General features: G+C 60.9%; 17 protein-coding genes. 12 read left to right on the top strand and 5 right to left on the bottom strand.

Annotated elements, in window-relative coordinates:
• Nucleotides 1-346: 346 nt before the first annotated feature.
• Nucleotides 347-1,267: a LysR family transcriptional regulator gene (locus tag J2D73_RS03155; RefSeq protein ID WP_207879311.1), complete on the bottom strand. Its 921-nt coding sequence runs from the start codon at nucleotides 1,265-1,267 to the stop codon at nucleotides 347-349.
• 119 nt (nucleotides 1,268-1,386) lie between these two features.
• On the opposite strand from J2D73_RS03155, the gene J2D73_RS03160 reads away from it, so the two are divergent.
• The 6 genes from J2D73_RS03160 to J2D73_RS03185 all read left to right on the top strand — a co-directional run bounded on the left by J2D73_RS03160 (nucleotide 1,387) and on the right by J2D73_RS03185 (nucleotide 9,643).
• Nucleotides 1,387-3,090: an MFS transporter gene (locus tag J2D73_RS03160; RefSeq protein WP_207879313.1), complete on the top strand. Its 1,704-nt coding sequence runs from the start codon at nucleotides 1,387-1,389 to the stop codon at nucleotides 3,088-3,090.
• 20 nt (nucleotides 3,091-3,110) lie between these two features.
• Nucleotides 3,111-4,187: an HlyD family secretion protein gene (locus J2D73_RS03165; protein WP_026398132.1), complete on the top strand. Its 1,077-nt coding sequence runs from the start codon at nucleotides 3,111-3,113 to the stop codon at nucleotides 4,185-4,187.
• Nucleotide 4,188: 1 nt separating this feature from the next.
• Nucleotides 4,189-5,763, top strand: a complete 1,575-nt coding sequence (locus J2D73_RS03170) for an efflux transporter outer membrane subunit (RefSeq protein WP_207879315.1) — start codon at nucleotides 4,189-4,191, stop codon at nucleotides 5,761-5,763.
• Between the two features lie 17 nt (nucleotides 5,764-5,780).
• The gene (locus J2D73_RS03175) at nucleotides 5,781-6,515 is read left to right on the top strand and encodes a pirin family protein (protein WP_207879317.1); all 735 of its coding nucleotides are present in this window, start codon (nucleotides 5,781-5,783) and stop codon (nucleotides 6,513-6,515) included.
• Nucleotides 6,516-6,937: 422 nt separating this feature from the next.
• Nucleotides 6,938-8,293: an LLM class flavin-dependent oxidoreductase gene (locus J2D73_RS03180; RefSeq protein ID WP_207879319.1), complete on the top strand. Its 1,356-nt coding sequence runs from the start codon at nucleotides 6,938-6,940 to the stop codon at nucleotides 8,291-8,293.
• 18 nt (nucleotides 8,294-8,311) lie between these two features.
• Nucleotides 8,312-9,643 (top strand): LLM class flavin-dependent oxidoreductase, encoded by a 1,332-nt coding sequence (locus tag J2D73_RS03185; protein WP_207879321.1) that lies wholly within the window; start codon nucleotides 8,312-8,314, stop codon nucleotides 9,641-9,643.
• A gap of 193 nt (nucleotides 9,644-9,836) precedes the next feature.
• On the opposite strand, the gene J2D73_RS03190 is transcribed toward J2D73_RS03185, so the two are convergent.
• Complete coding sequence (locus tag J2D73_RS03190) at nucleotides 9,837-10,262, bottom strand: DoxX family protein (RefSeq protein ID WP_207879323.1); 426 nt, start codon at nucleotides 10,260-10,262, stop codon at nucleotides 9,837-9,839.
• Nucleotides 10,263-10,529: 267 nt separating this feature from the next.
• Here J2D73_RS03190 and J2D73_RS03195 point away from each other — a divergent pair, with 267 nt between their 5' ends.
• From J2D73_RS03195 to J2D73_RS03205, 3 genes are all read left to right on the top strand, one after another.
• Nucleotides 10,530-11,864: an ISNCY family transposase gene (locus tag J2D73_RS03195; protein ID WP_207879324.1), complete on the top strand. Its 1,335-nt coding sequence runs from the start codon at nucleotides 10,530-10,532 to the stop codon at nucleotides 11,862-11,864.
• Between the two features lie 298 nt (nucleotides 11,865-12,162).
• Nucleotides 12,163-12,945 (top strand): glyoxalase superfamily protein, encoded by a 783-nt coding sequence (locus J2D73_RS03200; RefSeq protein ID WP_207879325.1) that lies wholly within the window; start codon nucleotides 12,163-12,165, stop codon nucleotides 12,943-12,945.
• Nucleotides 12,942-13,979, top strand: a complete 1,038-nt coding sequence (locus J2D73_RS03205) for a hypothetical protein (RefSeq protein WP_207879327.1) — start codon at nucleotides 12,942-12,944, stop codon at nucleotides 13,977-13,979. The genes J2D73_RS03200 and J2D73_RS03205 overlap by 4 nt, the downstream gene beginning before the upstream one ends.
• A 698-nt stretch (nucleotides 13,980-14,677) precedes the next feature.
• Here J2D73_RS03205 and J2D73_RS03210 read toward each other — a convergent pair.
• The 3 genes from J2D73_RS03210 to J2D73_RS03220 form a co-directional block, all read right to left on the bottom strand.
• Complete coding sequence (locus J2D73_RS03210) at nucleotides 14,678-15,865, bottom strand: acetyl-CoA C-acyltransferase (RefSeq protein WP_207879329.1); 1,188 nt, start codon at nucleotides 15,863-15,865, stop codon at nucleotides 14,678-14,680.
• 233 nt (nucleotides 15,866-16,098) lie between these two features.
• On the bottom strand, nucleotides 16,099-17,862 hold the full coding sequence (locus J2D73_RS03215; protein ID WP_207879331.1) for an acyl-CoA dehydrogenase C-terminal domain-containing protein: 1,764 nt from the start codon (nucleotides 17,860-17,862) through the stop codon (nucleotides 16,099-16,101).
• A 524-nt stretch (nucleotides 17,863-18,386) separates the two neighbouring features.
• The gene (locus tag J2D73_RS03220) at nucleotides 18,387-19,871 is read right to left on the bottom strand and encodes an efflux transporter outer membrane subunit (RefSeq protein ID WP_243429602.1); all 1,485 of its coding nucleotides are present in this window, start codon (nucleotides 19,869-19,871) and stop codon (nucleotides 18,387-18,389) included.
• Nucleotides 19,872-20,011: 140 nt separating this feature from the next.
• Here J2D73_RS03220 and J2D73_RS03225 point away from each other — a divergent pair, with 140 nt between their 5' ends.
• From J2D73_RS03225 to J2D73_RS03235, 3 genes are all read left to right on the top strand, one after another.
• Nucleotides 20,012-20,620, top strand: a complete 609-nt coding sequence (locus tag J2D73_RS03225; protein ID WP_207879333.1) for a TetR/AcrR family transcriptional regulator — start codon at nucleotides 20,012-20,014, stop codon at nucleotides 20,618-20,620.
• A gap of 85 nt (nucleotides 20,621-20,705) precedes the next feature.
• Nucleotides 20,706-21,806, top strand: a complete 1,101-nt coding sequence (locus tag J2D73_RS03230; protein ID WP_207879335.1) for an efflux RND transporter periplasmic adaptor subunit — start codon at nucleotides 20,706-20,708, stop codon at nucleotides 21,804-21,806.
• Nucleotides 21,803-24,907, top strand: coding sequence for an efflux RND transporter permease subunit (locus J2D73_RS03235; protein ID WP_207879337.1), 3,105 nt, complete (start codon nucleotides 21,803-21,805; stop codon nucleotides 24,905-24,907). Before J2D73_RS03230 ends, J2D73_RS03235 begins: the two co-directional genes overlap by 4 nt.
• The last annotated feature ends 173 nt before the right edge of the window (nucleotides 24,908-25,080 follow it).

The following is a 25,080-nucleotide window of genomic DNA, read 5'->3' on the forward strand; positions in this document are numbered from 1 at the left end:
GAGACCTCAAGACGGAGGTCGATCCTTGCCGGCAGGTATGCTGTGGTCACGAACTCGGGACAGTAGGGAAGGCGTCGTCGGCTGAGCTCGGTCAGACGCGATGCAGGCTTTGACAGAGAATTCGAGATAGAAATGTTCCAAGCGCGATCAAATGTGGCGCGAGGGACTATGTCCGGGGTCGGCATGAGATGTATTGGACGCACATTGCGTCTGGAACTGCATTCAAATGGTTGCGCAGCAATGTGCACGCGCGATACCCCACCCTGCTTGGCTCACCCATCTGAGACTAGACGTTCTCGTCGCAAAGATTTTGAAAAGAGCACAGACAAGAACTGCTACTCCTTGTTCAAGTCCGTCCGATAACCAGCTTGCGGCATACGCCGAACAGGCTCTCCCTAAGCCACTGATGCACCGGATCATTGTCGCGCCGGGGATGCCAAGCCTGAAACGCCTCCACCTTCGACAGAACGAAGGGAAAGTCGAAGACTCGAAGGCCCAGCGCAGTAAGCGGAACGCGATCCAGCGCCATGCCCGGAAGCAGCAGGATGAAATCCGTGTCGCACATGCTGTCGATCATCGCCTTGTAGTTTGGGACAACCAAAACGACGCGTCGGGTCAGGCCGAAATGATCACGTAGCGCCCAGTCGAGAGGCCCGTGAGCCCGGCCTCGCCGCGATACACTGATGTGGTCGTAACGAGTCAGGCTCTGTGGCGTTATGCCCTCGTCGAAAATAGGGTGGTTCTGTCGGACCAGTGCGCGCATCCGGTCGTAAAAGATGGTCTGCCGCCTGATTTCCGGACTCAGCATGTCCGTGGCGCCGAGGTAGAGGTCAATGCCTTCGTTGCGCAGCGCCTCGCTGGGCGGCTCGTCAATTTCCGGCGCGAAGACCAGTTCGCAATTCGGACATTCTTCCCGAAGCTTGCGCAGCAAGGGCAGCGCCACCGCCGCAGTGACGACGTCATTGGCGCGGATGGTGAATTTCGGCGTCATGTTGCGCAGGTTGGACAGGGCGCGCGTCTCGATCAGACCGTCCGCCGCTCGCACCACCTCCTGAACACGGTCGAGAATGCCCAGGGCGAAGGCGGATGCGGTCAACTGGCGCCCGGACGGAACAAGGATCGGGTCGCCGAACACTCCGCGAAGCTTGGACAGGTGGCGGCTCATCGCCGGCTCGCTCACATGCATTCTTCGGGCTGCGCCGGAGACGCTTTCCTCTTCGATCAGAATTTGCAGAAAACGCAGCAGATCAAGGTCATATCCTCGCATCCGCCCATACTACTCTTCCAGATGAGTCACAGGCCACCGAAAACCATTCCGAAAAGTGAAATCCAGACTTAATCGGAATGGAGGTTTTTCCGCATTCGATTGCGTTGATGATGCGGGCCATGATTTCGGAAGCTCGCGACATACATGGCGGCGAAGCCAGCCACCCAGCCTCGCCCGATGGGGCGTCGGCATCCCCGCCGCCCGTCGTCCCGTCGGCGGCGCCGGTCATTCATGCGTCGCCGCCCGTGCCATCGTACATTCCGCCTTTCGGGGTCCGGACGATCATTGGATGCGTCGGGATGCTGCTGGCTGTGCATGTCGCGGGCTTCAACGAACATGTGACGGAGAATGGTCTCGCCGACATTCTCGGGGCGATGCATATCGGCCACGACGACGGCACTTGGCTGATCACGATCTACGAGGCGTTCAATATCGCGGCCATGGCGTTCACGCCGTGGTTCTACATGACGTTCTCGATCTACCGGTTCTCGATTTTCATGACGGCGTTGATGGCGCTGCTCGCCATTCCGGCGCCGTTCATGCCGGATGTGACGTCGCTGTGCGTGCTGCGCGCGTTTCAGGGCATGGCCGCAGGGTGTCTGCCGCCTGTGCTGATGACCGTCATGCTCAAATATCTACCGCCAGAAATTCGCGTTTTCGGCATTGGCGGGTACGCGATGAGCGCGACCTTTGGCCCGAATCTCGGCCTGCCGCTGGAAGCGTTCTGGTTCGAACATGTCGGGTGGCATTGGTTGTACTGGGAGATTATTCCACTTGCTGCGTTGGCGGTTGCGATGATTGCTTACGGCCTTCCGCGCGATCCATTGCATATGGAGCGGTTCGAGAAATTCAACTGGTTCGGTCTGATGGTCGGTTTGCCCGCTATCTGTTCGCTGGTGATTGTCCTTTATCAGGGGGACCGCCTGGACTGGTTCCGTTCGGCGACCATTACGCATCTTGCGTTCTGGGGAGGAGCGGCGTTCGTCGTCTTCCTTATCAACGAGGCGTTCCACCCGAGCCCGTATTTCAAGATTCAATACTGGCGCTCACGCAACATTCAGGCGTCGCTGATTTCTCTGGTCGGTATTCTCGCGATCTGCGGGTTGCTGTCTGAACTTCCGGCGACATACCTGGAAGAGATCCGCGGTTATCGTCCGATCCAGACGGCCCCGGTCGCTCTCGTGGTGGCGTTGCCGCAACTCATCATGCTTCCGTTGATCGCCGCCATCTGCAACAGCCGCCGTGTTGATTGCCGTTATGTGTTGGCGGGGGGAATGGCGTGTCTGGCGGCGGCGGCGTGGTTCGGCACATGGCTGACGTCTGACTGGGTTCGCGACAATTTCTACGTCATCCAGATCCTGCAGGTGTTCGGACAGCCGATGACGGTCATCCCGACGCTGATGCTGGCGACGCTTGCGCTAGGTCCTGCGGACGGTCCCTTCATCTCCGGCATGGTCAACATGCTTAAAGGACTGGCGAATGCTGTAGCTTTCGCCATCTTCGCCGCCGTGACCCGCCGTCGCGAGCAGTATCATTCCGTGATGTTGCTCGACCACCACGGCGCCAACGGAACGACGCTTCAGGGGTTGGGCGACCCGATCCAGCAACAGTTGGCCGGCACGTCGCCCGATGCGGGCCATGTCGCGCACAACGCCCTCGAAGTCTTCCACACATACGTCCACGAGCAATCTGTCGTTCTCGGGCTTGCCGATATCTATTTCGGCCTGATCTGGGTCTGTCTCGGCTATGCGGTCCTGAACGTCCTCCTGCCTCGTCGTGTCTATCCGCCTCGCGCTCCGGCGGCGACGGCTCCCGCTCACTGAATTTCGCGGATCTGAATATAATGATTTACAGAAAACCACTGCTTTACGCTGGCTGCGCCGCAGCCGTGCTCGCGATCGCGGCTTGGGGCGGCAGTCGGCTCGTTTTGGGCGACGGCGTGAATCAATACACCAACGACGCGTATGTCACTGCCGATTTCACGGCAGTCGCGCCCAAGGTGTCGGGGCGTATCGACCGCGTTCTGGCCGAAGATAACGAAGCCGTACGCGCGGGCGAAGAACTCGCCCATATCGAAGACGACGATTACCGAGCCGCTCTCGACGCCGCAAAGGGCCGTCTTCTTGCCGCACAGGGCGCTGCGCGAAATCTTGAGGCGGAGCTGACGCGGCAGGATTCTGTCATCGCCGGAACTCGTGCGGCCGTGGAGGCGGATCGGGCCGACCAACTGTTCGCTCAACAAAACATGCAGCGGTATCGCACCCTGTCTTCTGGCGGCGCAGGCACCATCGAGCAGAAGCAGTCCAGCGAGGCGAAAGACAAGGAAGCGGAGGCCGCCATTGCGCGGGATCAGGCCGCGACGGACGCCGCTATCCGTCAGGTCGATGTCCTTAAAGCGCGACTGGTTGAGGCGCAGGGACAGGTCATGCAGGCGCAGGCCGACGAAAAGCAGGCCGAACTGAACCTGTCCTACTGCACGATCCCGGCGCCAGTCTCCGGCGTCGTTGGCGAACGTGGCGTTCGTGTGGGCGCTTATGTGCATCCCGGCACGGCGATTCTCGCTATCGTGCCGACGCAGGCCGCCTACGTGCTCGCCAATTTTCAGGAAACGCAACTGACCAAAGTGCAGACCGGGCAGGCCGCCACTGTCCGTGTGGACACATTCCCGGGGCGATCGCTGAAAGCGCATGTGGACTCTGTAGCGCCTGCGACCGGCGTCGCGTTTGCGCCGATCCAGCCGGACAACGCAACCGGCAACTTCACCAAGGTGGTGCAGCGCGTCCCGGTGAAGCTGACCTTCGATCCGGGGCAGCCTCTTGCTTCCAGGGTTAGAGTGGGCATGTCGGTGGAAGTCAGCATCGACACAGGTTCCCGCCTATCCGGTCCTCATGCTGACGACGCCCGCTATGTCTGGCGCTGACATGCTCAGTGCAAACAGGCCGGACGCTGCCGAAGGTCGCAAACGCCAACTCCGCCCGACGCTGGCGGCGACGCTCTGCCTTGGAGCGCTGACCGCATGCACGGTGGGGCCGGATTACCACAAGCCCGAGATCAGGAGCGCAGCGAACTGGCGCCAGAGTCTGCCGCCTTCGGAAAGTCGCCCTGTCGAGACAATGGCCGACCCGCAATGGTGGCGCCTGTTCAACGATCCGACGCTGACGGCGCTGGAGAACGACGTCACGGCCGCGAATCTCGATCTTCAGGCCGCGTCCCTGCGCCTGATGGAGAGTAACGCTGAACGCAAGATCGCCAGCGCTGCGCAGATGCCTCATATGGAGGCAAACGCCTCTTACGCTCGTGAGCGGGCCAGCACAAACGGCATCCTTGGTCTGCTCGGGACCATGGAGCGGGAGCAGGCGGGGTCGATCGCCAGCGGCCAGCAGGGGTTCGGTCCGACCGCGCTGCCGGGCAGCGTCGGCAACCCGTCGTTCAACCTGCCGCAGTACGGGATGAGCGCATCGTGGGAAGTCGATCTCTGGGGGCATGTCCGTCGACAGGTCGAAGCGGCTACGGCGGCGGTGCATGCGACGGAAGACATGCGCCGCGATCTGCTCGTGTCGCTGATGGCCGAGACCGCGCAGGATTATATCGACCTACGGGGCGTGCAGGCGCGCATCGGCATTCTCGACCACAACATTCAGATTGCGCGTGACAGCGTGCGTCTGACGACGCTTCGTTTCGAGCAGGGCGCGGCCACGCGTCTCGACGTTGCGGATTCGACCGGGCAGCTTCACACCTTCGAAGCCCAACGCGGTCCTTTGGAGAGGGAGGAGGTGCATCTTCTGAACGCGCTGAGCTTCCTCGTCGCGCAGGCGCCGGGCGCTCTGAACGCCCGTCTGGGCAAGCCGTCGGCGATTCCGCCTGTGCCTGCGAGTGTGCCGGTCGGCCTGCCGTCTCAGCTTGCCGAACGGCGGCCAGATATCCGCGCGGCAGAGGATCGTCTGCACGCAACGACCGCTTCCGTTGGCGTCGCGGTGGCGGATTTCTTCCCGCGCATCACCCTGTCAGGCAGCCTCGACATTCAGGCGCTGCAGTTCAGCGGCCTCGGGTCATGGGCCTCCCGCCAGTATGGTTTCGGCCCCACCGCGACCTTGCCGTTGTTCGAGGGGGGGCGTCTGACCGGGCAATTGCATCTGCGCAAGGCGCAGCAGAAGGAGGCGGCGATCTTCCTGCAGCGGACTGTGCTCAAGGCCTGGCAGGAAGTCGACGACGCAATGGCCGATCTGTCGGCCTCGCAGTCCGAGCGCGATCGGTTGCAGGAGGCCGTTCACGAAAATCAGATCGCGGTGGAGACTGCGCAGGCTCAGTACAAATCGGGTTCGTCCGACTTTCTCAACGTGCTGACCATGCAAAACGCGCTTCTTGCTTCTCAGGGACAGTTGGTCGACGCCACCACGGAGGTGTCTCGCTCCGTGACGCGGCTTTACCGCGCGCTCGGCGGAGGTTGGGAGGCGACCTATCCCGTCGCGTCGCGCCCCGCGACGTCTAACGGCTGAGCGGAGATTCGACAAACATGATCACGATCCGCCGCGTCGATATGCTTGGGACAATCCAGGAGGCAGGAGTCGATCTCCGTTGTCATTTTGCGTTCGGCTCCTTTCAGGATGCCGCATATGTCCATGATGGCCGCCTGCGCGTCGTCAACGCCATGCGTATCGCATCGGGAGCGCAGTTCCGCCTCGGAGCGGAGCAGAATGTAGATATCGTGACATGGGTGGCCGACGGCGCGCTGAGCGCGACGTCTGGACTGTTTCCATCCGAGACGATCACGACCGGGGGGCTCCACGCGATCAGCACCGCAAGCGGGTGTCAGTCGTTCGGCTGGCGCGCCGGGCCGGTCGGAGCGTCGTGCCTTCAATTCTGGTTTCTTGCCGATAACGAAGGCGGAGAGCCGTCGCAGGAGACGCGTCCGGATTTTCCTGAGGCCGAAGAGGGAAGTTTTCGTATTATCGCATCCGGTTTTCCAGAAGATGATCCCGAAGGAGCGGAGGCTGTCATCGACGGCTCCCCTGTGACGTTGCGGTCCAGATCCCGTCTCCTGCGCGCGACGTTGCGTGCCGGGGAGGGCGCTCTCTATCGGACAACCCCTGGCCGCACCCTGTACATGATCGTCGCGAAAGGCGCGGCTTCGCTGGGACGGGAGTTTCTTGCCGCTGGAGACGCCGCAAGGATCGACGGGCAGGAGGAAACGGTTGTCCTTGCGACGCAGGATGCTGTAATTCTGCTTGCGGATACCGCTAACGGGTAAAACTTCCATCCAAAATCCTTCTGCTATTGCACGAATACGGTCTCTCAGTGTGCAGTCACGCCCGTGTCTCCTGAAGCTCCAGTCACACGCGTCGGCTTACGGGTGAAACTTCGCAATGTCGCCTTGCATGTATTTTTAGCTGAGCGGCGGGGTTCCTTTTATCGGATAGCCCCCTGATCGCTCGTCTCCGCGACGGCGTTTACCGCACGCGCTTCGGGCACGGTGCGATTGCCTTGGCGCATTTTCAGGGAACTCTGGACGCACGGCGTGTGGTCGCGACGGGAGGCTTGCGCGACTGAGAGCGTCGGTGGCGGCAGGAGAAGCTGGTTTGCGTCGCCATATCGCTGTGTTGAATATTTCTCGTTTTTCCCAAAGCGTCGAACTTGTCACCCTCCGGTTCTGTCCAGAAACGGGAGACGACGATGGCCGCGACAACCCGGCGACAGCTCAAGCTTGGAGCTATCCTTGCAGGGGCGGGAACGGATTTTACCCAATGGCGTGACCCGGATCTTCCGGGCGATGCAAGCGTAGACATCGGTTGGTATATCGAAAACGCCCGGCTGGCCGAGGCGGCGAAATTCGACCTGGTTTTCATAGTCGACAGCCCGTTCATTACTCCGAACACCGCGCCGCATTTCCTGAACCGTCTTGAACCGTTGACGCTGCTGTCGGCGCTGGCGGTTTCGACGTCCCGGATCGGGCTGGTCGGCACGCTGACCACGACGTACTGGGAGCCGTATAACGTAGCGCGTCTGTTCGGTTCTCTCGATCAGATCAGTCATGGGCGCGCAGGCTGGAACGTGGTGACGACCGGTCTGGAAGGCGCCGCGCGCAATTACAACCAGCAGGCCCATCTGGATCATGCGGTTCGTTATCGGCGCGCGCGCGAATTCGTCGACGTCGTGCAGGGGTTGTGGGACAGCTACGAGGACGACGCTTTTCCCCGTGACAAGAGCACAGGCGTATTTCTCGATAAATCGAAGCAACATGCACTGAATCACAGGGGCGAATTCTTCTCCGTCGATGGGCCTCTGGCGCTCGCCCGCTCGCCTCAGGGCCAGCCGGTAATTTTTCAGGCAGGGGACAGCGACGCCGGGAGACGGCTTGGGGCGGAGATAGCCGACGCCACGTTCGCCGGGGTGGACGATCTGGAGTCCGCTCAGGCCTATTACCGTGATCTGAAGTCCCGGGCGGTCGCATTGGGCAGGGACCCTGCGTCGATCACCGTAATGCCCGGTATAGCGCCGATCCTCGCCGAGACGGATGAGGAAGCGCTCGCCCTCGGGGAGAGCCGCAACGAACACCAGAGCATCGAAAAGAAACTCGTCGAGTTGGGCCGGGCCTTCAATTATCATGATTTCAGCCAATATCCGCTCGACGGACCATTCCCGGACGTCAGCAACCTGACGCTGAACAGCTATAAAGGACGAGCGGAACGGATCCTTCGTGGGGTGAAGGCTGGCGGCCTGTCCTTGCGCGAAGCCGCAGAGCGTTATGGCGCCTCCCGCTTCGGGTTCGTGGGCTCTCCGGAAACCGTCGCCCGACAGATCGAGAACTGGTTCCTCAATGAAGCGGCGGACGGTTTCAACATACGTGTGACTTCGCCGCGTGATTTTCATCTTTTTCGCACGCGGGTAGTTCCCATCCTGCAGCAGCGCGGTCTCTTTCGAACCGAATACGATGCGGACACGCTGCGCGGCCATCTGGGTCTACCGATCCCGGAGAACCGGTGGACAACGCAGCGCAAGGCTCCCTCCAGCGCCCTCGACGCAGCTTGACAGGACGGAGCCACCAAGATGCCGCAAGAACGCAAGATTAAGCTGGGTCTCATCCTTCATGGCGTTGGGCGCACATGGGATGATTGGCGACATCCCGACAGGGATGTCCGCGCGAGCACCAGCCTCTCATTCTATCGGGCGCAGGCGCAACAAGCGGAAAGAGGGAGATTTGACTTTCTGTTCGTCGCTGATTCTCTATCGATTAATGAGAAATCCAGTCCCCACTATCTGTATCGTTTCGAGCCGCTGACCATCCTTTCGGCGCTCGCCGCAGTGACAGAGCATATTGGCCTCGTCGGCACGTTGAGCGTCAGCTACACAGAGCCATTCAATGTCGCGCGCCAGTTCGCGTCGCTGGATCATATCAGCGGCGGTCGCGCAGGGTGGAACGTCGTGACGTCATGGTTGAGCGATACGGCGGCGAACTTCGGCAAGGCGGCTCATCCGGCGCATCATGAACGGTATCGTATCGCCGCCGAGCATCTTTCCGTCGTGCAGGGCCTGTGGGATAGCTGGGAGGACGACGCGCTGGTTGGCGACAAGCAGGGCGGCGTCTTTGTCGATGCGGCAAAGCTGCATCGTCTGGATCACGTCGGTCCCTACTTTCAGGTGAGGGGGCCGCTGAACATCGGACGTTCGCCGCAAGGTCAGCCGGTGATCTTTCAGGCAGGCGCTTCCGAGGATGGAAAAGATTTCGCGGCGCGCCACGCAGAGGTTGTCTTCTGTGGACCGCAGAACCTTGAAGAGGCCCAGACTTATTATCGTGATCTGAAAGCGCGTGCCGAGCGCCTGGGCCGCCCCGACGGCGCTCCGTTCATCCTCCCGGGCGCTGCTCCGATCGTCGGACGTACCGATGAGGAGGCTGAGGCGTATTATCAGGAATTATCCGAGCTGACCTCGATCGATACGGGACTTGGCTTTCTCTCCCGCGCATTTAACGATCATGATTTCCGTCAATACGATCTCGATGGCCCCTTTCCAGATGTCGCGCGTATTGGCCAGGACAGCAACCAGAGTGCGTCGCAGCGTATTCTGGAGCGGGTGCGGGCGGGAAATCTGACGGTCCGTCAGATCGCGCGAGAACTCAGTACGCCACGCGGCGACTTCGTCGGGTCACCGGAAAAAGTTGCGGATGCGCTTCAGCGCTGGTTCGAGAACGAGGGGGCGGACGGGTTCGTTATCTTCGAGGCGTTGCCCGGTCAGCTCGAGCGATTCGTCGATCTCGTGGTCCCGGTGCTTCAGCAACGCGGTCTGCTGCGCGTCGAATATGAGCATGACACGTTTCGCGAGAATCTTGGGCTGCCTTTCCCGTCCAACCGCTACGTCGCAGAGAATAAGCGCGCTGGCTGAAATGCGCGGGGCGTCGTGCGGTCAAATGGCGGCGCCTCCAGAACTATTTCCAAAAACGTGCCTCAAGCGCGCCGGTGGCGCGCTTCGGTCTGTTCCGATCAGGCTCGGATCAGTTTACTCACAAACCACGATAGAGTGAGCCACGGCGAGCTGACGTCACGTAGTCAGGCTCGCCTCGGTGGATGTCGATCGCTCAGCGCGTCGCCAGGGCGGGCATGGGCAGGCGGAGGGCGAAGCGTCCCGGACCCGCGACGGCCAGAGCGACAAGGCCGCCCGCGATGCTGATGTTCTTGTAGAAGTGGATCATCATGTCGTAGCGAATCGCTCCGTCCATGGTCCAGAAATGATGGCCGATGAAGCCGGTCACTACCGTGTAGAGGGCAAGCGCAATGGCGAGAGGGCTGACCAGTACGCCCAGAACGAGCGCCAGCCCGATCCCAAGCTCGGCCAGTATCGCGACGATCGCTGCGACCGCTGGAACAGGCGCGCCGGTCTGCGCCATGTAGGCGACTGCGCCGGAATAATCCGACAGTTTGCCCCAGCCCATGATGATGAACAGGAGAGAGAGTGCGAGGCGGGCGGCGAGAAGAAGGGCGTCGCGGGAGATGATGGCGTTCATGAGGGCGTCTCTTTTCGAGGTCAGGTTCGGCGGGAGCAGTTGTTTTCTTCCCCGCTGTTGCACTCACGATACGATCATGTTTTGCCAAAATAAATGGAAACAATAGAAACTGATCGGTTCCATTTATTTATCACCCTCTCCCGATCCGGCATGCAGGGTGTTAGCGCCGGATTAAAATGTCCGCTTTGAGCCGAATAGAAATGTCCTCCCTGCCGGTTCTGGCGTTAGCGTGTCATCGCCACGGTTGTGCGGTTTGGGAGGCCGGACATGGGACTGGTGCTGATGGACGATCGAGACCTGCGCCGGGTTGGCGTGCTGGCCGAGGTGCTGTGCGGATCCCGCACGACCGCGTCGGCGGCGGATCTTCTGGGGATAACGACGCGCCAGACGCGTCGCCTTCTGGAACGCCTGCGCGATCGCGGCGCCGGCGGCCTCGCGCATGGCGGACGCGGACGTCCGTCGAACCACCGCAGGCCGGAGAGTCTTCGCGCCCAGGTGCTGGCGCTGCTGCGCGTGCATTATCCCTCCTACGGGCCGACGCTTGCGTCCGAGACTCTGCAGGAGCGCCACGGGCTTGTCGTTCCGCGTGAGACGCTGCGCGGCTGGATGCACGCTGACGGGCTTTGGCTGACGCGTTCGCAGCGCAAAAGCTTTCACCAGAGCCGGATCCGCCGTGAACGGCTGGGCGAACTGGTGCAGATCGACGGGTCGGAACATCGCTGGTTTGGCCCCGATCGCCCGTCCTGCACGTTGCTGGTGTTCGTCGACGACGCCACCAGCCGGCTGATGACCCTGCGGTTTGTTCCCAGCGAGAGCACGGACAGCTATTTCGAGGCGCTGGAGATGTATCTGAACGCCTATGGACGGCCGACGGCGTTCTATTCGGACCGGCATTCCATCTTTCGGGTGGCCAGAGCGGATGCGACCGGCGGTCAGGGCGTCACGCAGTTTGGCCGGGCCCTGGCGGAACTGAATGTCGAGATGATGTGCGCCAACAGCTCGCAGGCCAAGGGGCGTGTGGAACGGGCCAACCGGACGCTGCAGGACCGTCTGGTCAAGGAGCTGGCGCTCGAGGGCCTGACGACGATGGACCAGGCCAACGCGTTCCTGCCTGGGTTTGTCGAGCGGTACAACGCGAAGTTCTCTGTTCCGCCGGCCCGCCCCGAGGACGCGCATCGGCCGCTGGGCGTGGCGTCGTCGATTCTGCGCGACATCCTGTGCCGCCGCGAGATGCGCTATGTCGGGCGCCAGCTCAGCGTGTCGTGGAAACGCCGCCTGCTGATCCTCGAGCGCAACGCGCTCACCGAAGGGCTGGTCGGCAAATACGTGGAGATCTACGATTTTGACGGCGGGCCTCTGGAAATACGCCATCAGGGCGCATCCCTGCCCTATCGCAGCTTCGACAAGGACCAGCGTGTGGATCAGGGCGCCGTGGTCGAGAACAAGCGGCTGTCCGAAGCGCTGGCGCTCGCGGCGGAAATGCAGGCCCAGCCGCGTCCCTCGCCGCGCGTAAAAACGAACAGCGAGAAAGGCGGCTATGTGCCGACGGGCGCGAAACGCGGCAGAAGATCGGACTCGCCTCGGCGCAAGCGGCCCGCATAAAATTCAGTTGTGAATGGTGCTTCTAAAAACGCGGAAGGTCTGGCTTTGGGAAGGTATTTGATGACGCACACGTATTGACGCTGTTTTTGTAATACTTCTTGAGCCTCGTCGGCGCCTCGACTAATGTTTTGCTTGTTAAGGGCACGCGCGGCCTGCCGCCTGCACTCGGTCTGTCCGAGAACGGTGAACGCGGAGACGAGTAGTTAGAGCAACGGCTTTGCCATCATTGGATGTGCGACAGTCGGCAATGCAGGCACCGAATTTTCTCCATCGTCGCACAGAAACTGGTGGAGGCTGCGTGTCCGATTACCCCGACCCCAAAGCGATGGCCCGTGCGCTGCGTGTTGCAATGGCCACTCGTAATGTGGCTCTAAGCCACTCTGACGCTCTTGAAATTGTTGCCCGCCAATTGGGAAGCACAAATTGGAATTCTTTGACCGCTGCGTTGAAAAGCCGTCCGCTGACGTCTTTGCGCTCCAAGCCGCTCGCAGGAATACCGCAAGGATGGACCCTACGAGGGCGCACAGACCTCTTCGCTCATAGCCTGCTGCCAAACGGCGGTCGAACCGGCGGCCCGGCGATCTCCATCACCAGCCGCGCTCGCCCTGATGATGAGCGTGTGCCGCAGGTAGGCGAATTCCTGACTGTCATGCAAAGCATCAACGCCAGGCCCTATCACATGCAACGCCTTACATTTTCGGCCGCCATTCGGACACAGGATGTCACAGGATACGGACGTGTGTGGTTCCGGACAAGGAACGTGCAAGGGCGGCCAATCTCCGGCGGCAATCTAGGCATGGCGGATAGTCCAGCAGGGCCAGTGCGTGGTACAACGAACTGGACGCGACGCCATGTCACCCTTGATGTCACAGACGACGCGGAGACGTTGAACTTCGGCGTCATGTTCGGCGGTGGCTGTGGCGCCTATTACGCCAGTGATTTTCACTTTGGCCCTCCTCGGCTACACGAGGACCTCGAAATACTGCCAGATGCGCCTGTCAATCTGACTATGTCGGTAGCCCCGCATCGAGAACATTCAGACAAAGACGCCACATTCGAAGAGAGGAGCGTGTCTCTATGAAGCGTCTCGTCCTGTGCAGCAGCGTTTCCGGGCAAGGTCACATCAAGCACGCACGATATGCTGATCGTGTCATCAACACCTTCAAGGGAACAGACTTTCCCGAGAAGTTTCCGCTCTCTATCTTTGGGCCTCTCCCCGAATATAGAGAAACCACGGCGTATTTTCAAACCTGGCAGTGGTTGCGACGTCAGGAAACAGTTACTCTGGGAGGAGTAGAAAATCCATCCCGTGAGCACTTCGCGCCTGGAGCGGACCTTTTTCAGTATATGAAAACATTCGACAGTGTAGAGTGCTGGTTCGATCCGACGACATCTGGGCAGGTCGCGCTGGTTCACTTTCTCGTCTACGTCGCAAGGCACGCGTATATTCCGACCAATGTCCTGCTTATTCATTCCACGACACGTACCGGAGAAACAGATGCCGAAACGTTTCTTCAGCTGACGCCCGAAAAAATCCCTCTCTGCAACGAGCATCTACAGGCCGCTTTACGTTTCTGGGATGCTTACGGGCAACCCAATCCGTGTGCGTTCGCAAACCTGAAACCGAGTGAAATTGAGGCTTTACCGCTTCTTTATGATGTTGGCAGGGCGATGCTCACTGAATTGCCAGCTCATGACACCGCACTGACCGCGACAGAAACCGCATTTGTAAAAGCGACGAAACATTCATCGGCAACACCGATAACGGTGACCGGAGATGCCATGAGGGAACTGGGCGAATGTCGCTTCGATCTTCACTATTTTGATGACAGCCTTGTCAGGCTAGGCTGCGGGCTGAGTCCGGTGATCGACGGTCTCCTTCCCGACCCAATCCGACGACCGCCCCTTAAAGGAGAGCCGTTTCCAGATGAAGCATACAAGGCTTATCGGAACGCTCGTCTTCGGCTGACGGCGCTTGGACAATTGCTGGCGGAACGACAAGCCGACATGTCCGCCCATAACCTGATTCACTATTGGTGGGGTAATACCGAAATCAAGAACGACAATCTCTGGCGTTGGAACGAGGAAGATCAACGTGTGGTCGCTCCGCACTGAACACGTTCCAACCGGAGTGCGGATGTCTTCTACACCATGCCGGGCTTACGATAGCAGAGCCTTCAAAGCACGCGTCTGACAGATTTTGCGTCACCCGCCGTTACGCCGCAACAGAAGGGGCGACTGCCGCCCGTCTCCTTTCCGTGAGCCCCCTCAAAAATAGCTGCCCGTCCCGTGTTGTGAGCCCTGTTCCGCCTACGGCTGCACAGGGCTCACAACACGAAGAACATGCGAGACCGGACATTTCTATTCGGCGCTCAGGCGGTCATTTCTATCCGGTTGCAACACAGGGCATGTTGAGGCGTTGCTTTATGCCAACAGATCGCCGCGCTGCGCGTTGCTCTCAATCACCGGCGCCGGAGACTCAGTGATCCGCCGAGCAGCAGAAGACGTTATGGCTTCGCATCATCAGAATAATCGTTGGCGTCTAACTGCCTGAATGTTCTTTTTCAGGACGTAAGGTTAGGAGTTTATTGAATGGCTTTCGGAAGAAAAGTGAAAATTTATCTAACTAAATTGTAGTTTTGGGAGATATCTTACGGGGCGATTGATGCATTCTCCGGCTGAAACACCGCATCTTTCGCTGTCCATAACCTTGGCGTAATCTGAAAGACGGTTGCGCTTTCCCTGCATGAAGCCGACAGACGGAAGCATGACCTGAATGGCTCGGGATGACACAAAGCGAACCGGATGGCCGTTCAGGGCAGTTCGACCGCGATGGCGATTGCTTCTCCGCCGCCGATACAGGCCGATGCGACGCCGCGTCGTTCGCCGCGCGCTTTGAGTGCATAGAGCAACGTAGTGACGATGCGTGCGCCCGTGGCGCCGATCGGATGCCCCAGAGCGCAGGCCCCGCCGTGCACGTTGAGACGCTCTGCGGGAATCTCCAGTTCCTGCCGAGCCAGCATGGCGGTGACGGCGAAGGCTTCATTGACCTCCCAAAGATCGACGTCGCCCACGCTCCAGCCGACGCGCTCCAGCAGAGTGCGCATCGCCGGAACGGGCGCTACGGTGAAGTCACGGGGCGCCATGGAATGAATGGCGAAGCCGCGGATCAGCGCCTGAACAGGCAGGCCAAGGCGTTCGGCTGAACTGCGTCGCGCGAGCACGACGGCGGCCCCGCCATCTGCGATGCCCGACGAACTGGCGGCGGTGATGGAGCCGTTCTTCCCGAATGCTGGCCGCAGTCCGGGAATTTTCTCCGGTTGCGCCTTCAGGGGGTTCTCATCGGCGTCGATAACGACCTCGCCTTTGCGGGAGGCGACCGTAACGGGTGCGATCTCGGCTGCGAACGCGCCGCTTTCGACCGCATGGCGGGCGCGCCGCAGGGTTTCAATCGCGTAATCGTCCTGCGCCGCTCGGGTGAAGCCGTTTTCTTCCGCAGTCTTTTCCGCGAAATGCCCCATGAGCTGGCCGGGCTCATAGGCGTCTTCCAGCCCGTCGAGGAACATATGGTCGAAAATCTCGCCATGGCCGAGACGATAGCCGCCGCGCGCCTTGGGGAGGATATAGGGGGCGTTGGTCATGGACTCGAGACCGCCCGCCACGACCAGTTCGTTTGTTCCGGCGACGAGCGAGTCATGCCCGAAGCCGATCGCCATCATCCCGGAGCCGCAAAGCTTGTTGATCGTGACTGCGCCCGTGCTGAACGGGGCGCCAGCGACGTGGGCGGCCTGTCGAGCCGGATTTTGTCCGAGGCCGGCGGGCAGGACGTTGCCCATGATGACTGCCCCGATCTGTGAGGGTTGCAACCCCGCACGTTCCAGCGCCGCCTTGATTGCGGCCGCGCCCAGTTCGGTCGCCTTCACGCCGTTGAACTGACCCTGAAACCAGCCGATGGGCGTGCGGGCGGCGCTGACGATGACGATAGGATCTTCAGTGCTCATGACGGGGTTTCCTGAATGGCTGTGACTGAACGTTTTCTGTTGGTCAGGCGGTGGCTAAGACTTGGCGATCGTGACCTGGAAGAGCGGCATTCTTTCCCTGCGCGTGAAACGCTCCTCGGCTCTCCGCGTGATGATCCTGCCGTGTGCGTTGTTCGCGCGCGTGGGAGGGTGTGTGCGTCATGTTTTCGAAAGTATAGAGCGTTATTGGAGATTTTGTGTATGATGCACGAGGGTCAGAACCAGCTGGCTTCCGGCGCCATGAGCGGGGCGGCGCCCGCTGCGATCTGCCGGGCGAGCGACTGGCTCTGCGGCAGCATCCGCGTGGCGAAGAAACGGGCGGTGGCGAGTTTCCGACGACCGGTCGTCGTAATGTCGCCAACCCGAAGCGCTGCATCGGCGATCCGCAGCCAGAGCCAGCCGTACGCCACCAGTGAGAAAAGACGCAGATAGTCGACGGCCGCCGCGTTTCGTTCGTCGGCTTCCGAAAGCGCGCCGCCAAGACGCGCAGTGACGCCATCGAGGTGTCCCAGAGCCTCAGAAAGTGCATCGCGTTCTGTCGCCAGTTCGCCACGATCCGACGTGGCCGCCAGAGTGTCGCGGATCAGGCCAAGAAAGCGCCGCAGCGGCGCGCCGCCGTCGTGGTCGAGTTTGCGGACCACCAGATCCTGCGCCTGTATGCCGTTCGTGCCTTCGTAGATCTGGGTGATGCGGGCGTCGCGCACATGCTGCTCCTGCCCCCATTCGCGGATATAGCCGTGTCCGCCCAGCACCTGTTGCCCAAGAACCGCCGCTTCGAAGCCGAAATCAGTCAGCGCCGCCTTGATGACCGGGGTGAGCAGGGCGACAAGCCCTGCCGCTTCCGCCCGTGTGGCCGCATCGGGGTGAGAGGTTTCCTTGTCCATCTCCAGCGCAGTGAAGAGCACCAGCGCCCGCCCGGCCTCGATGGTCGAAAGCATGGTCAGAAGCATCCGGCGGACGTCCGGGTGGGCGATGATCGGCGCGGTCCCTGACGCGCCGGAGGCGCGGCCCTGAAGACGCTCCTTCGCATAGGCTGCTGCTGTCTGGTACGAGGCGTCCGCCACGCCGAGTCCTTGCACGCCGACGAACAGACGTTCAGCGTTCATCATGGTGAACATGGCGGCGAGCCCTCGATGTGGCTGGCCTACGAGCCAGCCCTGGCAACCGTCATAGTTCATCACGCAGGTCGGCTGCGCATGTATGCCCATCTTGTGCTCAAGCGCGCCGACCGAGAGCGTGTTGCGTGCGCCAAGAGAGCCGTCTTCGTTCACCAGAAATTTGGGGCAGAGAAAAAGACTGATGCCTTTGGTGCCGGGAGGGGCGTCGGGCAGCCGCGCGAGGACAAGGTGGATGATGTTCTCCGCCATGTCGTGCTCGCCCGAGGAAATGAAGATCTTCGACCCGGTCACGGAATAAGAGCCGTCTTCGCGTGGCGCGGCCGTGGCCTTCAGAAGGCCGAGATCGGATCCGGCGTTGCCTTCGGTGAGGGCCATGGCGCCCGTCCACTCACCGGAAATCATGCGCGGGAGATAGGTGGATTTGAGATGCTCGTCCGCATGGGCCTCGATGGCCTCACAGGCGCCGCGCGTCAGGCCGGGAAACAGGCCGAAGGAGAGGTTGGCTCCGGACAGCATTTCATCGACCAAAATCTGTACGGCGCGCGGCAGCCCCTGACCGCCGAATTCCGACGACGCCGAAAGCCCGGTCCAGCCGCCGTCACGAAACGCCGCGTAAGCCTCGGCGAAGCCCTTTGGCGTATGGACGACGCCGTCGACCAGACGGCTCCCTTCCTCATCGCCGCTCCGGTTGAGTGGATGGAGCTTTTCCGCACAGAACTTGCCCGCTTCGTCGAGAATGCTCTCGATCATGACGAGATCCGTCTCAGCATGCGCCGGTAGTTGGGCGAGCGCGCCGGGCGCATCGAGCACGTCGCGCAGCAGAAACATCATGTCGGCGACTGGGGCGGTGTAACTGGGCATGGTCCGCTGGTCCTTGGCGTGTAAGGGGCAACAGTTTCGGAAGGCTGGAAGTAAAGGTCGCGTTAGTTCGGGAGAGGTGCTGCACTGTCGATCAGGAAGCGGTGGCGATCTGGCGGCATCATTGCGTGGCGTCGACGCGTCTGGTCATGCGGCGCGCGACTTCAGGCCGCGCGCCGACGCGGATTCGGCCAAGGCGATGTTGTGCGCGATCGAGTCCCTGTCCTGCTGTTCCATGTTCGTATCCGACGCTCGAGAGACAAAATCAAACGATTGTTTGTTTTGTAGAGTAAGCATGGCGCATCGTCGTTGTCGATGCCCGTCGTTGGCCGCGGCTGTCACAGATGGTTGAACCGGTCCAATGTTGGTGGTCTTGGAGAGGTCTCGAAAGGTCAACCGCGACACGCCACGTCGACGCCGCGTGTTTATGAGGGCTGACTGCGGGCGCCTAGTCTGCTCAGGCTGTGGTCTCGCGGGTTTCGATAAGCGCCGAAATTAACGAAACCCATCCCGCAATCAGAGAATCCCTACGTAGGCCACCCGCCGCCGAGCGCTCTGAAGGAGCTGACCGCCGCGCGCGCTGCGTTGGCTCGGTTGAGGGCGAGTTGATCCTGCGAATCAAGAAGCTGCCGGTCTGCGTCGAGCACATCGGTCAAAGGAATGACGCCCGCCTGAAAAGATTGCTGCGAAAGATCGCGGGCGCGGGTCAGGGACGCAACCTCGATTCGCAATTCTTCTGTTCGCTGCTCACTTTGTACGAGAGTCGTGAAGGCGTTTTCGACGTCCTCTGCGGCATGAAGCACCGTCAGCCGGTAACGCGCCAGAGCTTCGGCGTTGGCGCCGCGCGCCTGTTGGACTTCGGCGTCGATCTTGCCGAAATCGAATATCCGCCAGCGAATGGCGCCAGACCCGGCCGCCTGAAAGCCTGGCGCAGTGAAGAGTCTTTGCGGATTGAGGCTTTGAAAGCCGAGCGCGCCAGACAGCGACAGCTTGGGATAATAGTCGCCGAGCGCCTGGCCGATGCGCGCGTTCGACGCCGCCAGACGGCGTTCCGCGGCGAGAATGTCCGGCCTGCGGCGAAGCATCTCCGCAGGCGTGTCGCCGTCAATGGCGGGGATGGCGGGGATATCGGCGCGTGCGTCCAGTTCTGCTGCGTAGCCGCCGGGTTGCGCGCCCATCAGCACATCCAGGCGATTGAGTTGCGCTTCCAGTGCGATACGGATCAGCGGCGCGTTCTGACGCGCGGATTGCAGCAGAGCCTCGGCCTGCGCGACTTCGCGCTCATTTGAAACGCCGCTCGCGCGTCTTTGGCGAACCAGCTCCAGAAGGTGGCTGTCTACTGCGATCTGTTTTTCAACGACGGCGAGCCGCGCCTGATCGCCCCTGATCTGGAAGTAGGCGTCGGCTGCGTCGGCCGCTACCGTGACGCGTTCGCCCACGCGCTCCGCCTGCGCAGCCTGCTCTTCATCCCGCGCGGCTTCCTGTCCGCGTCGCAGACCGCCGAACAGGTCGATCTCCCAGCTTGCTGCGCCGCTGACGTCATAAGTGCGATAGTCGCGATGTGATCCTGGAACTGTTCCAACCACATGTCCGATCAGGCTTTCGCGCGACATCCTGTTTACGGACGCTTCGGGAGCGAAATCCAGTGTCGGCAGCAGGCGCGCCGTCGCCGCCTCGGCTGCGCCGCTTGCCTGCCGGACGCGGGCGAGTGCGGCCGCGAGGTCAAGATTTTGACTCAATACGCGCTGCTCGATGCGAACAAGTTCCGGGTCGTGAAACCCGTTCCACCACGCGTCCAGAGACGGCGACGGCGCGGCACGGCGTGCGTTCACGGCTGCGGCGCTATGAAACGTATCGAGATGGGGGTTCGGCGCTTTGTAATCCGGCCCGACAGCGCAGGCGGATGACACGAACGCCAGAGACAATGCGACGCCGGGCCTTAACCAGCCGACAGTCTTGCGAACAGGCGAAGAGATGACGTCCTGTTCTGCCGGGCGATGGGTGATCATCATGGATGCTCGACTTTCGAGGGGAGTCGGACATGGACTGTCCGGCTGTAGTCGAGTGACTAATAGACATTATCGTCACTCGTTGTCAATTCGCCCCGCGTAGCCTACTTACAAAGCGCGAACCGTCAGCCACAGGAGTCAGGATGCGTAAGCCCCAAAACGGACAGCGCGGTCCGGTGGACCACGAGCGTCGGGATCAGATCATAGCGGCGGCCATCGAACATTTCGGGCATTACGGGTACAAGAAGACCACAATCGCGGATCTGGCCGACGCGATCGGTCTTTCGAAGGCGTATATTTATAAATTCTTCGATTCGAAACGCGCGATCGGAGAGGCGATCTGCGCGCTTCAGCACGACAGGATGCGCGAAGACGTGCAGATGATCGTTGACGACGGGAAGGCGGCTTCGGACCGGATGCGCCGGGTCTTTCTGGCGCTTGCACGCAGTACCCTCCTTCTGTTCTCACACGAACGGAGGCTGCACGACATCGTATATTCGGCCGTAGAGGAAGAATGGCCATCTTCGAAGTTCTTTCATGAAGCGTTGCGCGCCATGGTGGAACGTCTGATTCACGAAGGGCGCGATGGCGGCGAGTTCGAGCGCAAAACGCCGGTCGACGAGACCTCCAGCGCCATAATGCTTGTTCTGCAATCCATCTATCATCCTCTTTTGCTTGAGCAGCACATGGACACGCTGGAGGGCGATGCGGCGGTTCTGGCGAATCTCGTTCTGCGAAGTCTCGCCCCCTGAGCCGGTAGAAAATAGAATCGTGACCAATTGACAATATGGTCACTCGTGTACAATTTGGGCTCCCTAACCCAGTGGGAGCCAGATCATGGCTGGAACACGCCTTTCCCTTCTCGCTGCAGCCAGCCTTTGCGTCGCTTTGGGGCTGTCGGCCTGTAAACAAAAAAATGAGCCAGATCCCCGCACGGCCGAGCGCATCGTCGAGGTCGTGCGGATCGACCCTGCGGCGTCCGGCGGGCGTGTCTACACAGGGGTCGTAGCGGCGCACGTGCAAAGCGATCTCGGGTTCCGGGTTGCCGGCAAGATCGTCGAGAGACTGGTCGACGCTGGACAGACTGTTTCCAAGGGACAGGCGCTGATGCGTCTTGATCCAACGGATTATGTCCATGCTGTGACGACGCAGGTTGGCAGCGTGGCGTCGCTTCAGGCGCGCTGGAACCAGACTGCGGCAGACGAACGTCGCTATCGCGGTCTGGTGGCGACCGGCGCCGTCTCGGCTTCGGTCTATGATCAGATCAAGGCGGCGGCCGACAGCGCCCGCGCTCAGCTGGATGCGGCGATTGCTCAGGAAAAAATAGCGCGGAATCAGGATGATTACGCTTTCCTTCGTGCGGATGCGGATGGTGTCGTCGTTCAGACGCTGGCGGAGCCGGGCCATGTCGTCGCAGCAGGTCAGACGGTTATCGTGCTGGCGCACGCGGGTCCGCGTGAAGCTTCGGTCGAACTGCCAGAAGGTGTGCGCCCCGCCCTGCATTCGACGGCGGAGGCCGAACTGTACGGGAACAGGCTCAGCGTAACCGCACGCCTGCGGCAACTCTCCGACGCAGCGGATCCGCGCACCCGCACGTTTGAGGCCCGTTACGTTATGGAGGGCGCGGGCGCAGATGCGCCGCTCGGCGCGACCGTGCGCGTTCGCCTGCCTGACGCGAACGATGCTTCGTCCGCCTTCGTCGTGCCGCTGGGCGCGATTGACGATGAAGGGAAAGGTCCCGGAGTCTGGAGCGTGGACGAAGGTGCGTCGACGGTCAGTTTTCATCCGGTGAAACTCGCGAGCATCGGGGAGGAGACGGCGACGATCGTTCGGGAATCGGATCTTCGTGCGGGCATGTTGATTGCGGCGGCGGGCGGCCACTACCTGCATGTCGGAGAACATATTAAGACCATATCAACGAAAGTCGCGATGCAATGAGCGGATTTAATCTCTCCGCCCTCGCGGTGCGCGAGCGCGGAATCACGCTGTTCCTGATTATAGCGTTGGCGTTATCGGGAGCTTTCGCCTTTTTCAGTCTCGGTCGAGCCGAAGACCCGGCTTTTACAGTCAAGACTCTGACCGTGGCGGCTGTCTGGCCCGGCGCCACTGCGAAGGAGATGCAGGATCTGGTGGCGGATCCTCTTGAAAAGCGCGTCCAGGAACTGCAATGGTACGATCGCGTGGAAACGTTGGCGCGACCCGGACTGGCGTTGATGATGGTCACGCTCAAGGACACGATTCCGCCCGCCGCCGTGCCGGAACAATTCTATCAGGTCCGGAAAAAACTCTATGACGCCATGCCGCTTCTGCCCCAGGGCGTGCAGGGTCCATTCGTCAATGATGAATATTCAGACGTCGACTTTGCGGTCTATGCGCTGGACGGTCATGGACTTCCCGAGCATCTCCTGGTTCGACAGGCGGAGACCGTGCGGCAGCGTCTTCTGCATGTCCCCGGCGTACGCAAGGTCGATATCGTCGGCGAACGTCCCGAGAGAATATTCGTCAATTTCTCCAACGCCAGACTGACGACGCTGGGGATCAGCGCGCAGGATGTGTTCGCCGCGCTGCGTCGTCAAAATGCGGTGACGGCGGCAGGTTCGATCGACACGCGTGGTCCGCAGGTCTTCGTGCGTCTGGATGGGGCGCTGGACGATCTGCAGAAAATCCGGGACATCCCTGTCACCGCCGCAGGCAGGACATTCAAGATTTCCGATATCGCGACGGTTGAGCGTGGGTATGAGGATCCTCCGACCTATCTTGTTCGGCACAGCGGGACGCAGGCGCTGATTCTGAACGTCGTCATGCAGGATCACTGGAACGGACTGAAACTGGGCGCATCTCTGGCGGCCGCGGAAAAGACGCTTGGCGCGGATCTGCCATCTGGCGTCACCCTGACGAAAATCGTCGATCAGGCGGGAATTATTCACGCCGCGGTCGGTGAATTCATGCTGAAATTTTTCGTCGCGCTGGCCGTCGTAATGGTCGTGAGCCTGCTCAGTCTCGGCTGGCGCGTCGGCATCGTCGTCGCGGCGGCCGTGCCGCTGACGCTGTCGATCGTCATGGTGATCATGCTGGTGACGGGCCGGGCCCTGGACCGAATTACGCTGGGGGCGCTGATCATCTCACTCGGGCTTCTTGTTGACGATGCGATCATCGCAATTGAAATGATGGTGGTGAAGCTGGAGGAGGGTTACGAACGCACGAAAGCTGCCGCCTATGCATGGAGCCATACGGCGGCGCCGATGCTGGCGGGCACTCTGGTGACGATCATCGGTTTCACGCCCGTTGGCTTCGCCCAGTCGACCGCGGGAGAATATGCAGGGAATATTTTCTGGATCGTCGGTTACGCGCTGCTGACTTCCTGGTTCGTGGCCGTGGTGTTCACGCCCTATCTTGGCGTGAAGCTGTTGCCGGATATCAAAAAAATCGACGGTGCTTACGAACATATCTACGCCACGCCGAATTATCAGCGCTTCCGTCGTCTTGTGGTGTGGGTCGTCCGTCGCAAGTTTCTGGTGGCGGGAACCGTTCTGTCGTTGTTCGTGCTGTCTGTCCTGGGTATGGGCGCTGTTCGTCAGCAATTCTTTCCCAGTTCGGACCGCCCGGAATTGCTGGCTGAGGTGCAGATGCCGGAGGGAACAAGCATCGAGGCGACCACACGGGTTACCGCCCGTGTGGAGGGATGGCTGAAAAAACAGCCGGAGGCGAAGATCGTCACCAGCTATGTCGGAGCGGGCGCTCCCCGTTTTTTCCTGGCATATAACCCGGAGTTGCCAGACCCGGCATTCACGAAAATTGTGGTCCTAACGCCGAACGCTGAGGCCCGCGATCACCTGCGCGGTCGTATGCGGCAGGTGGTGGCGCAGGGCATCGCTCCCGACGCGCGAATTCGTGTGACGCAGTTTGTCTTTGGTCCGTACACGCATTTTCCGATCATGTTCCGGGTTATGGGGCCTGACGCCGATCATGTGCGTAGCATCGCTGCGCAGGTGAGCGACGTCATGCGACACAACCCTGACACGCGACAGGTGAACACCGACTGGGGCGAACGTGCGCAAACCGTGCATTTCGTGCTGGATCAGGCGCGCCTGCAACTGATCGGTCTGTCGCCGCAGGAGGCGTCGGAGCAAATCCAGTTTCTGTTGCTGGGCGCTCCTGTGACGCAGGTGCGTGAGGATATCCGGGCGGTGGATCTTGTGGTTCGCAGCGCGGGGCGCGATCGTCTTGATCCTGCGCGACTGGGCGATATGAGCATCAGTAACCGGACAGGCCAGCTGATTCCGCTCAGCCAGATCGGGCATGTCGAAATCGACGCGGAAGATCCAGTCCTGCGGCGACGGGATCGGGTTCCGACGATCACGGTGCAAAGCGACATCGACGAAGCCATGCAACCACCACAGGTCGCTGCGGCGATTAATCAGGCGTTGGCCCCGGTGCGGGCGACGTTGCCGCCCGGTTATCGGATTGAGGTCGGTGGCAATGCAGAGGAATCCGGAAAGGCGAACGCGGCGCTCGCGCCAATTTTCCCCGTTATGATTCTGCTGACCCTGATCGTTCTGGTGTTCGAGACCCGTTCGATTTCCGGCATGTTCATGGTGTTTCTCACGGCGCCGCTGGGGTTGATCGGGACAGTGCCGACCTTGCTGATCTTTCATCAGCCGTTCGGTTTTAATGCGATCCTCGGGTTGATTGGCCTGTCGGGAATCCTGATGCGCAATACGTTGATTCTGATAGGGCAGATCAAGGTGAATCAGGCGGCGGGGCTCGACCCGTTTCACTCGGTGGTCGAAGCGACTGTGCAGCGCGCACGGCCTGTCATCCTCACGGCGCTGGCTGCCGTGCTCGCCTTCATACCGCTGACGGAATCTGTGTTCTGGGGATCGTTGGCCTATACTTTGATCGGCGGTACCGCAGCGGGCACTGGATTGATTCTGATGTTCCTTCCTGCACTTTACGCAATCTGGTACCGTATTGAGCCGTCAGGGGAGCCTGTTTCGGGCAAACCGGAAACTCCGTTTGAGCCAGTAGCGTCGTCGTGAGGCTGATGGCCTGTCTTCGGGCATTCTCCCGACTGGAGATATGCCTGTCAGGGTTGGGCGGCGGCCGAAGGCGCCCAGCTGCAAATTACGTCGCGATTTTTTCGCAAAATGAATTCTGAGGCGCAGCGCGCAATACGTTTTAGGCGCGCTGACGGCGAGGTTGAACATTGCGT

The organism is Acetobacter sacchari, from assembly GCF_017377715.1.
In the GTDB taxonomy this organism is placed as follows: domain Bacteria; phylum Pseudomonadota; class Alphaproteobacteria; order Acetobacterales; family Acetobacteraceae; genus Acetobacter; species Acetobacter sacchari.

Excerpts from the sequence above, each read along its gene's own strand:
- J2D73_RS03185 (WP_207879321.1), top strand. The coding sequence starts at position 8,312 with ATGCCGCAAGAACGCAAGATTAAGCTGGGTCTCATCCTTCATGGCGTT.
- J2D73_RS03170 (WP_207879315.1), top strand. The coding sequence starts at position 4,189 with ATGCTCAGTGCAAACAGGCCGGACGCTGCCGAAGGTCGCAAACGCCAA.
- J2D73_RS03190 (WP_207879323.1), bottom strand. The coding sequence starts at position 10,262 with ATGAACGCCATCATCTCCCGCGACGCCCTTCTTCTCGCCGCCCGCCTC.
- J2D73_RS03235 (WP_207879337.1), top strand. The coding sequence starts at position 21,803 with ATGAGCGGATTTAATCTCTCCGCCCTCGCGGTGCGCGAGCGCGGAATC.
- J2D73_RS03195 (WP_207879324.1), top strand. The coding sequence starts at position 10,530 with ATGGGACTGGTGCTGATGGACGATCGAGACCTGCGCCGGGTTGGCGTG.
- J2D73_RS03180 (WP_207879319.1), top strand. The coding sequence starts at position 6,938 with ATGGCCGCGACAACCCGGCGACAGCTCAAGCTTGGAGCTATCCTTGCA.
- J2D73_RS03215 (WP_207879331.1), bottom strand. The coding sequence starts at position 17,862 with ATGCCCAGTTACACCGCCCCAGTCGCCGACATGATGTTTCTGCTGCGC.
- J2D73_RS03225 (WP_207879333.1), top strand. The coding sequence starts at position 20,012 with ATGCGTAAGCCCCAAAACGGACAGCGCGGTCCGGTGGACCACGAGCGT.
- J2D73_RS03220 (WP_243429602.1), bottom strand. The coding sequence starts at position 19,871 with ATGATGATCACCCATCGCCCGGCAGAACAGGACGTCATCTCTTCGCCT.
- J2D73_RS03165 (WP_026398132.1), top strand. The coding sequence starts at position 3,111 with ATGATTTACAGAAAACCACTGCTTTACGCTGGCTGCGCCGCAGCCGTG.
- J2D73_RS03230 (WP_207879335.1), top strand. The coding sequence starts at position 20,706 with ATGGCTGGAACACGCCTTTCCCTTCTCGCTGCAGCCAGCCTTTGCGTC.
- J2D73_RS03160 (WP_207879313.1), top strand. The coding sequence starts at position 1,387 with ATGATTTCGGAAGCTCGCGACATACATGGCGGCGAAGCCAGCCACCCA.
- J2D73_RS03210 (WP_207879329.1), bottom strand. The coding sequence starts at position 15,865 with ATGAGCACTGAAGATCCTATCGTCATCGTCAGCGCCGCCCGCACGCCC.
- J2D73_RS03205 (WP_207879327.1), top strand. The coding sequence starts at position 12,942 with ATGAAGCGTCTCGTCCTGTGCAGCAGCGTTTCCGGGCAAGGTCACATC.
- J2D73_RS03175 (WP_207879317.1), top strand. The coding sequence starts at position 5,781 with ATGATCACGATCCGCCGCGTCGATATGCTTGGGACAATCCAGGAGGCA.
- J2D73_RS03155 (WP_207879311.1), bottom strand. The coding sequence starts at position 1,267 with ATGCGAGGATATGACCTTGATCTGCTGCGTTTTCTGCAAATTCTGATC.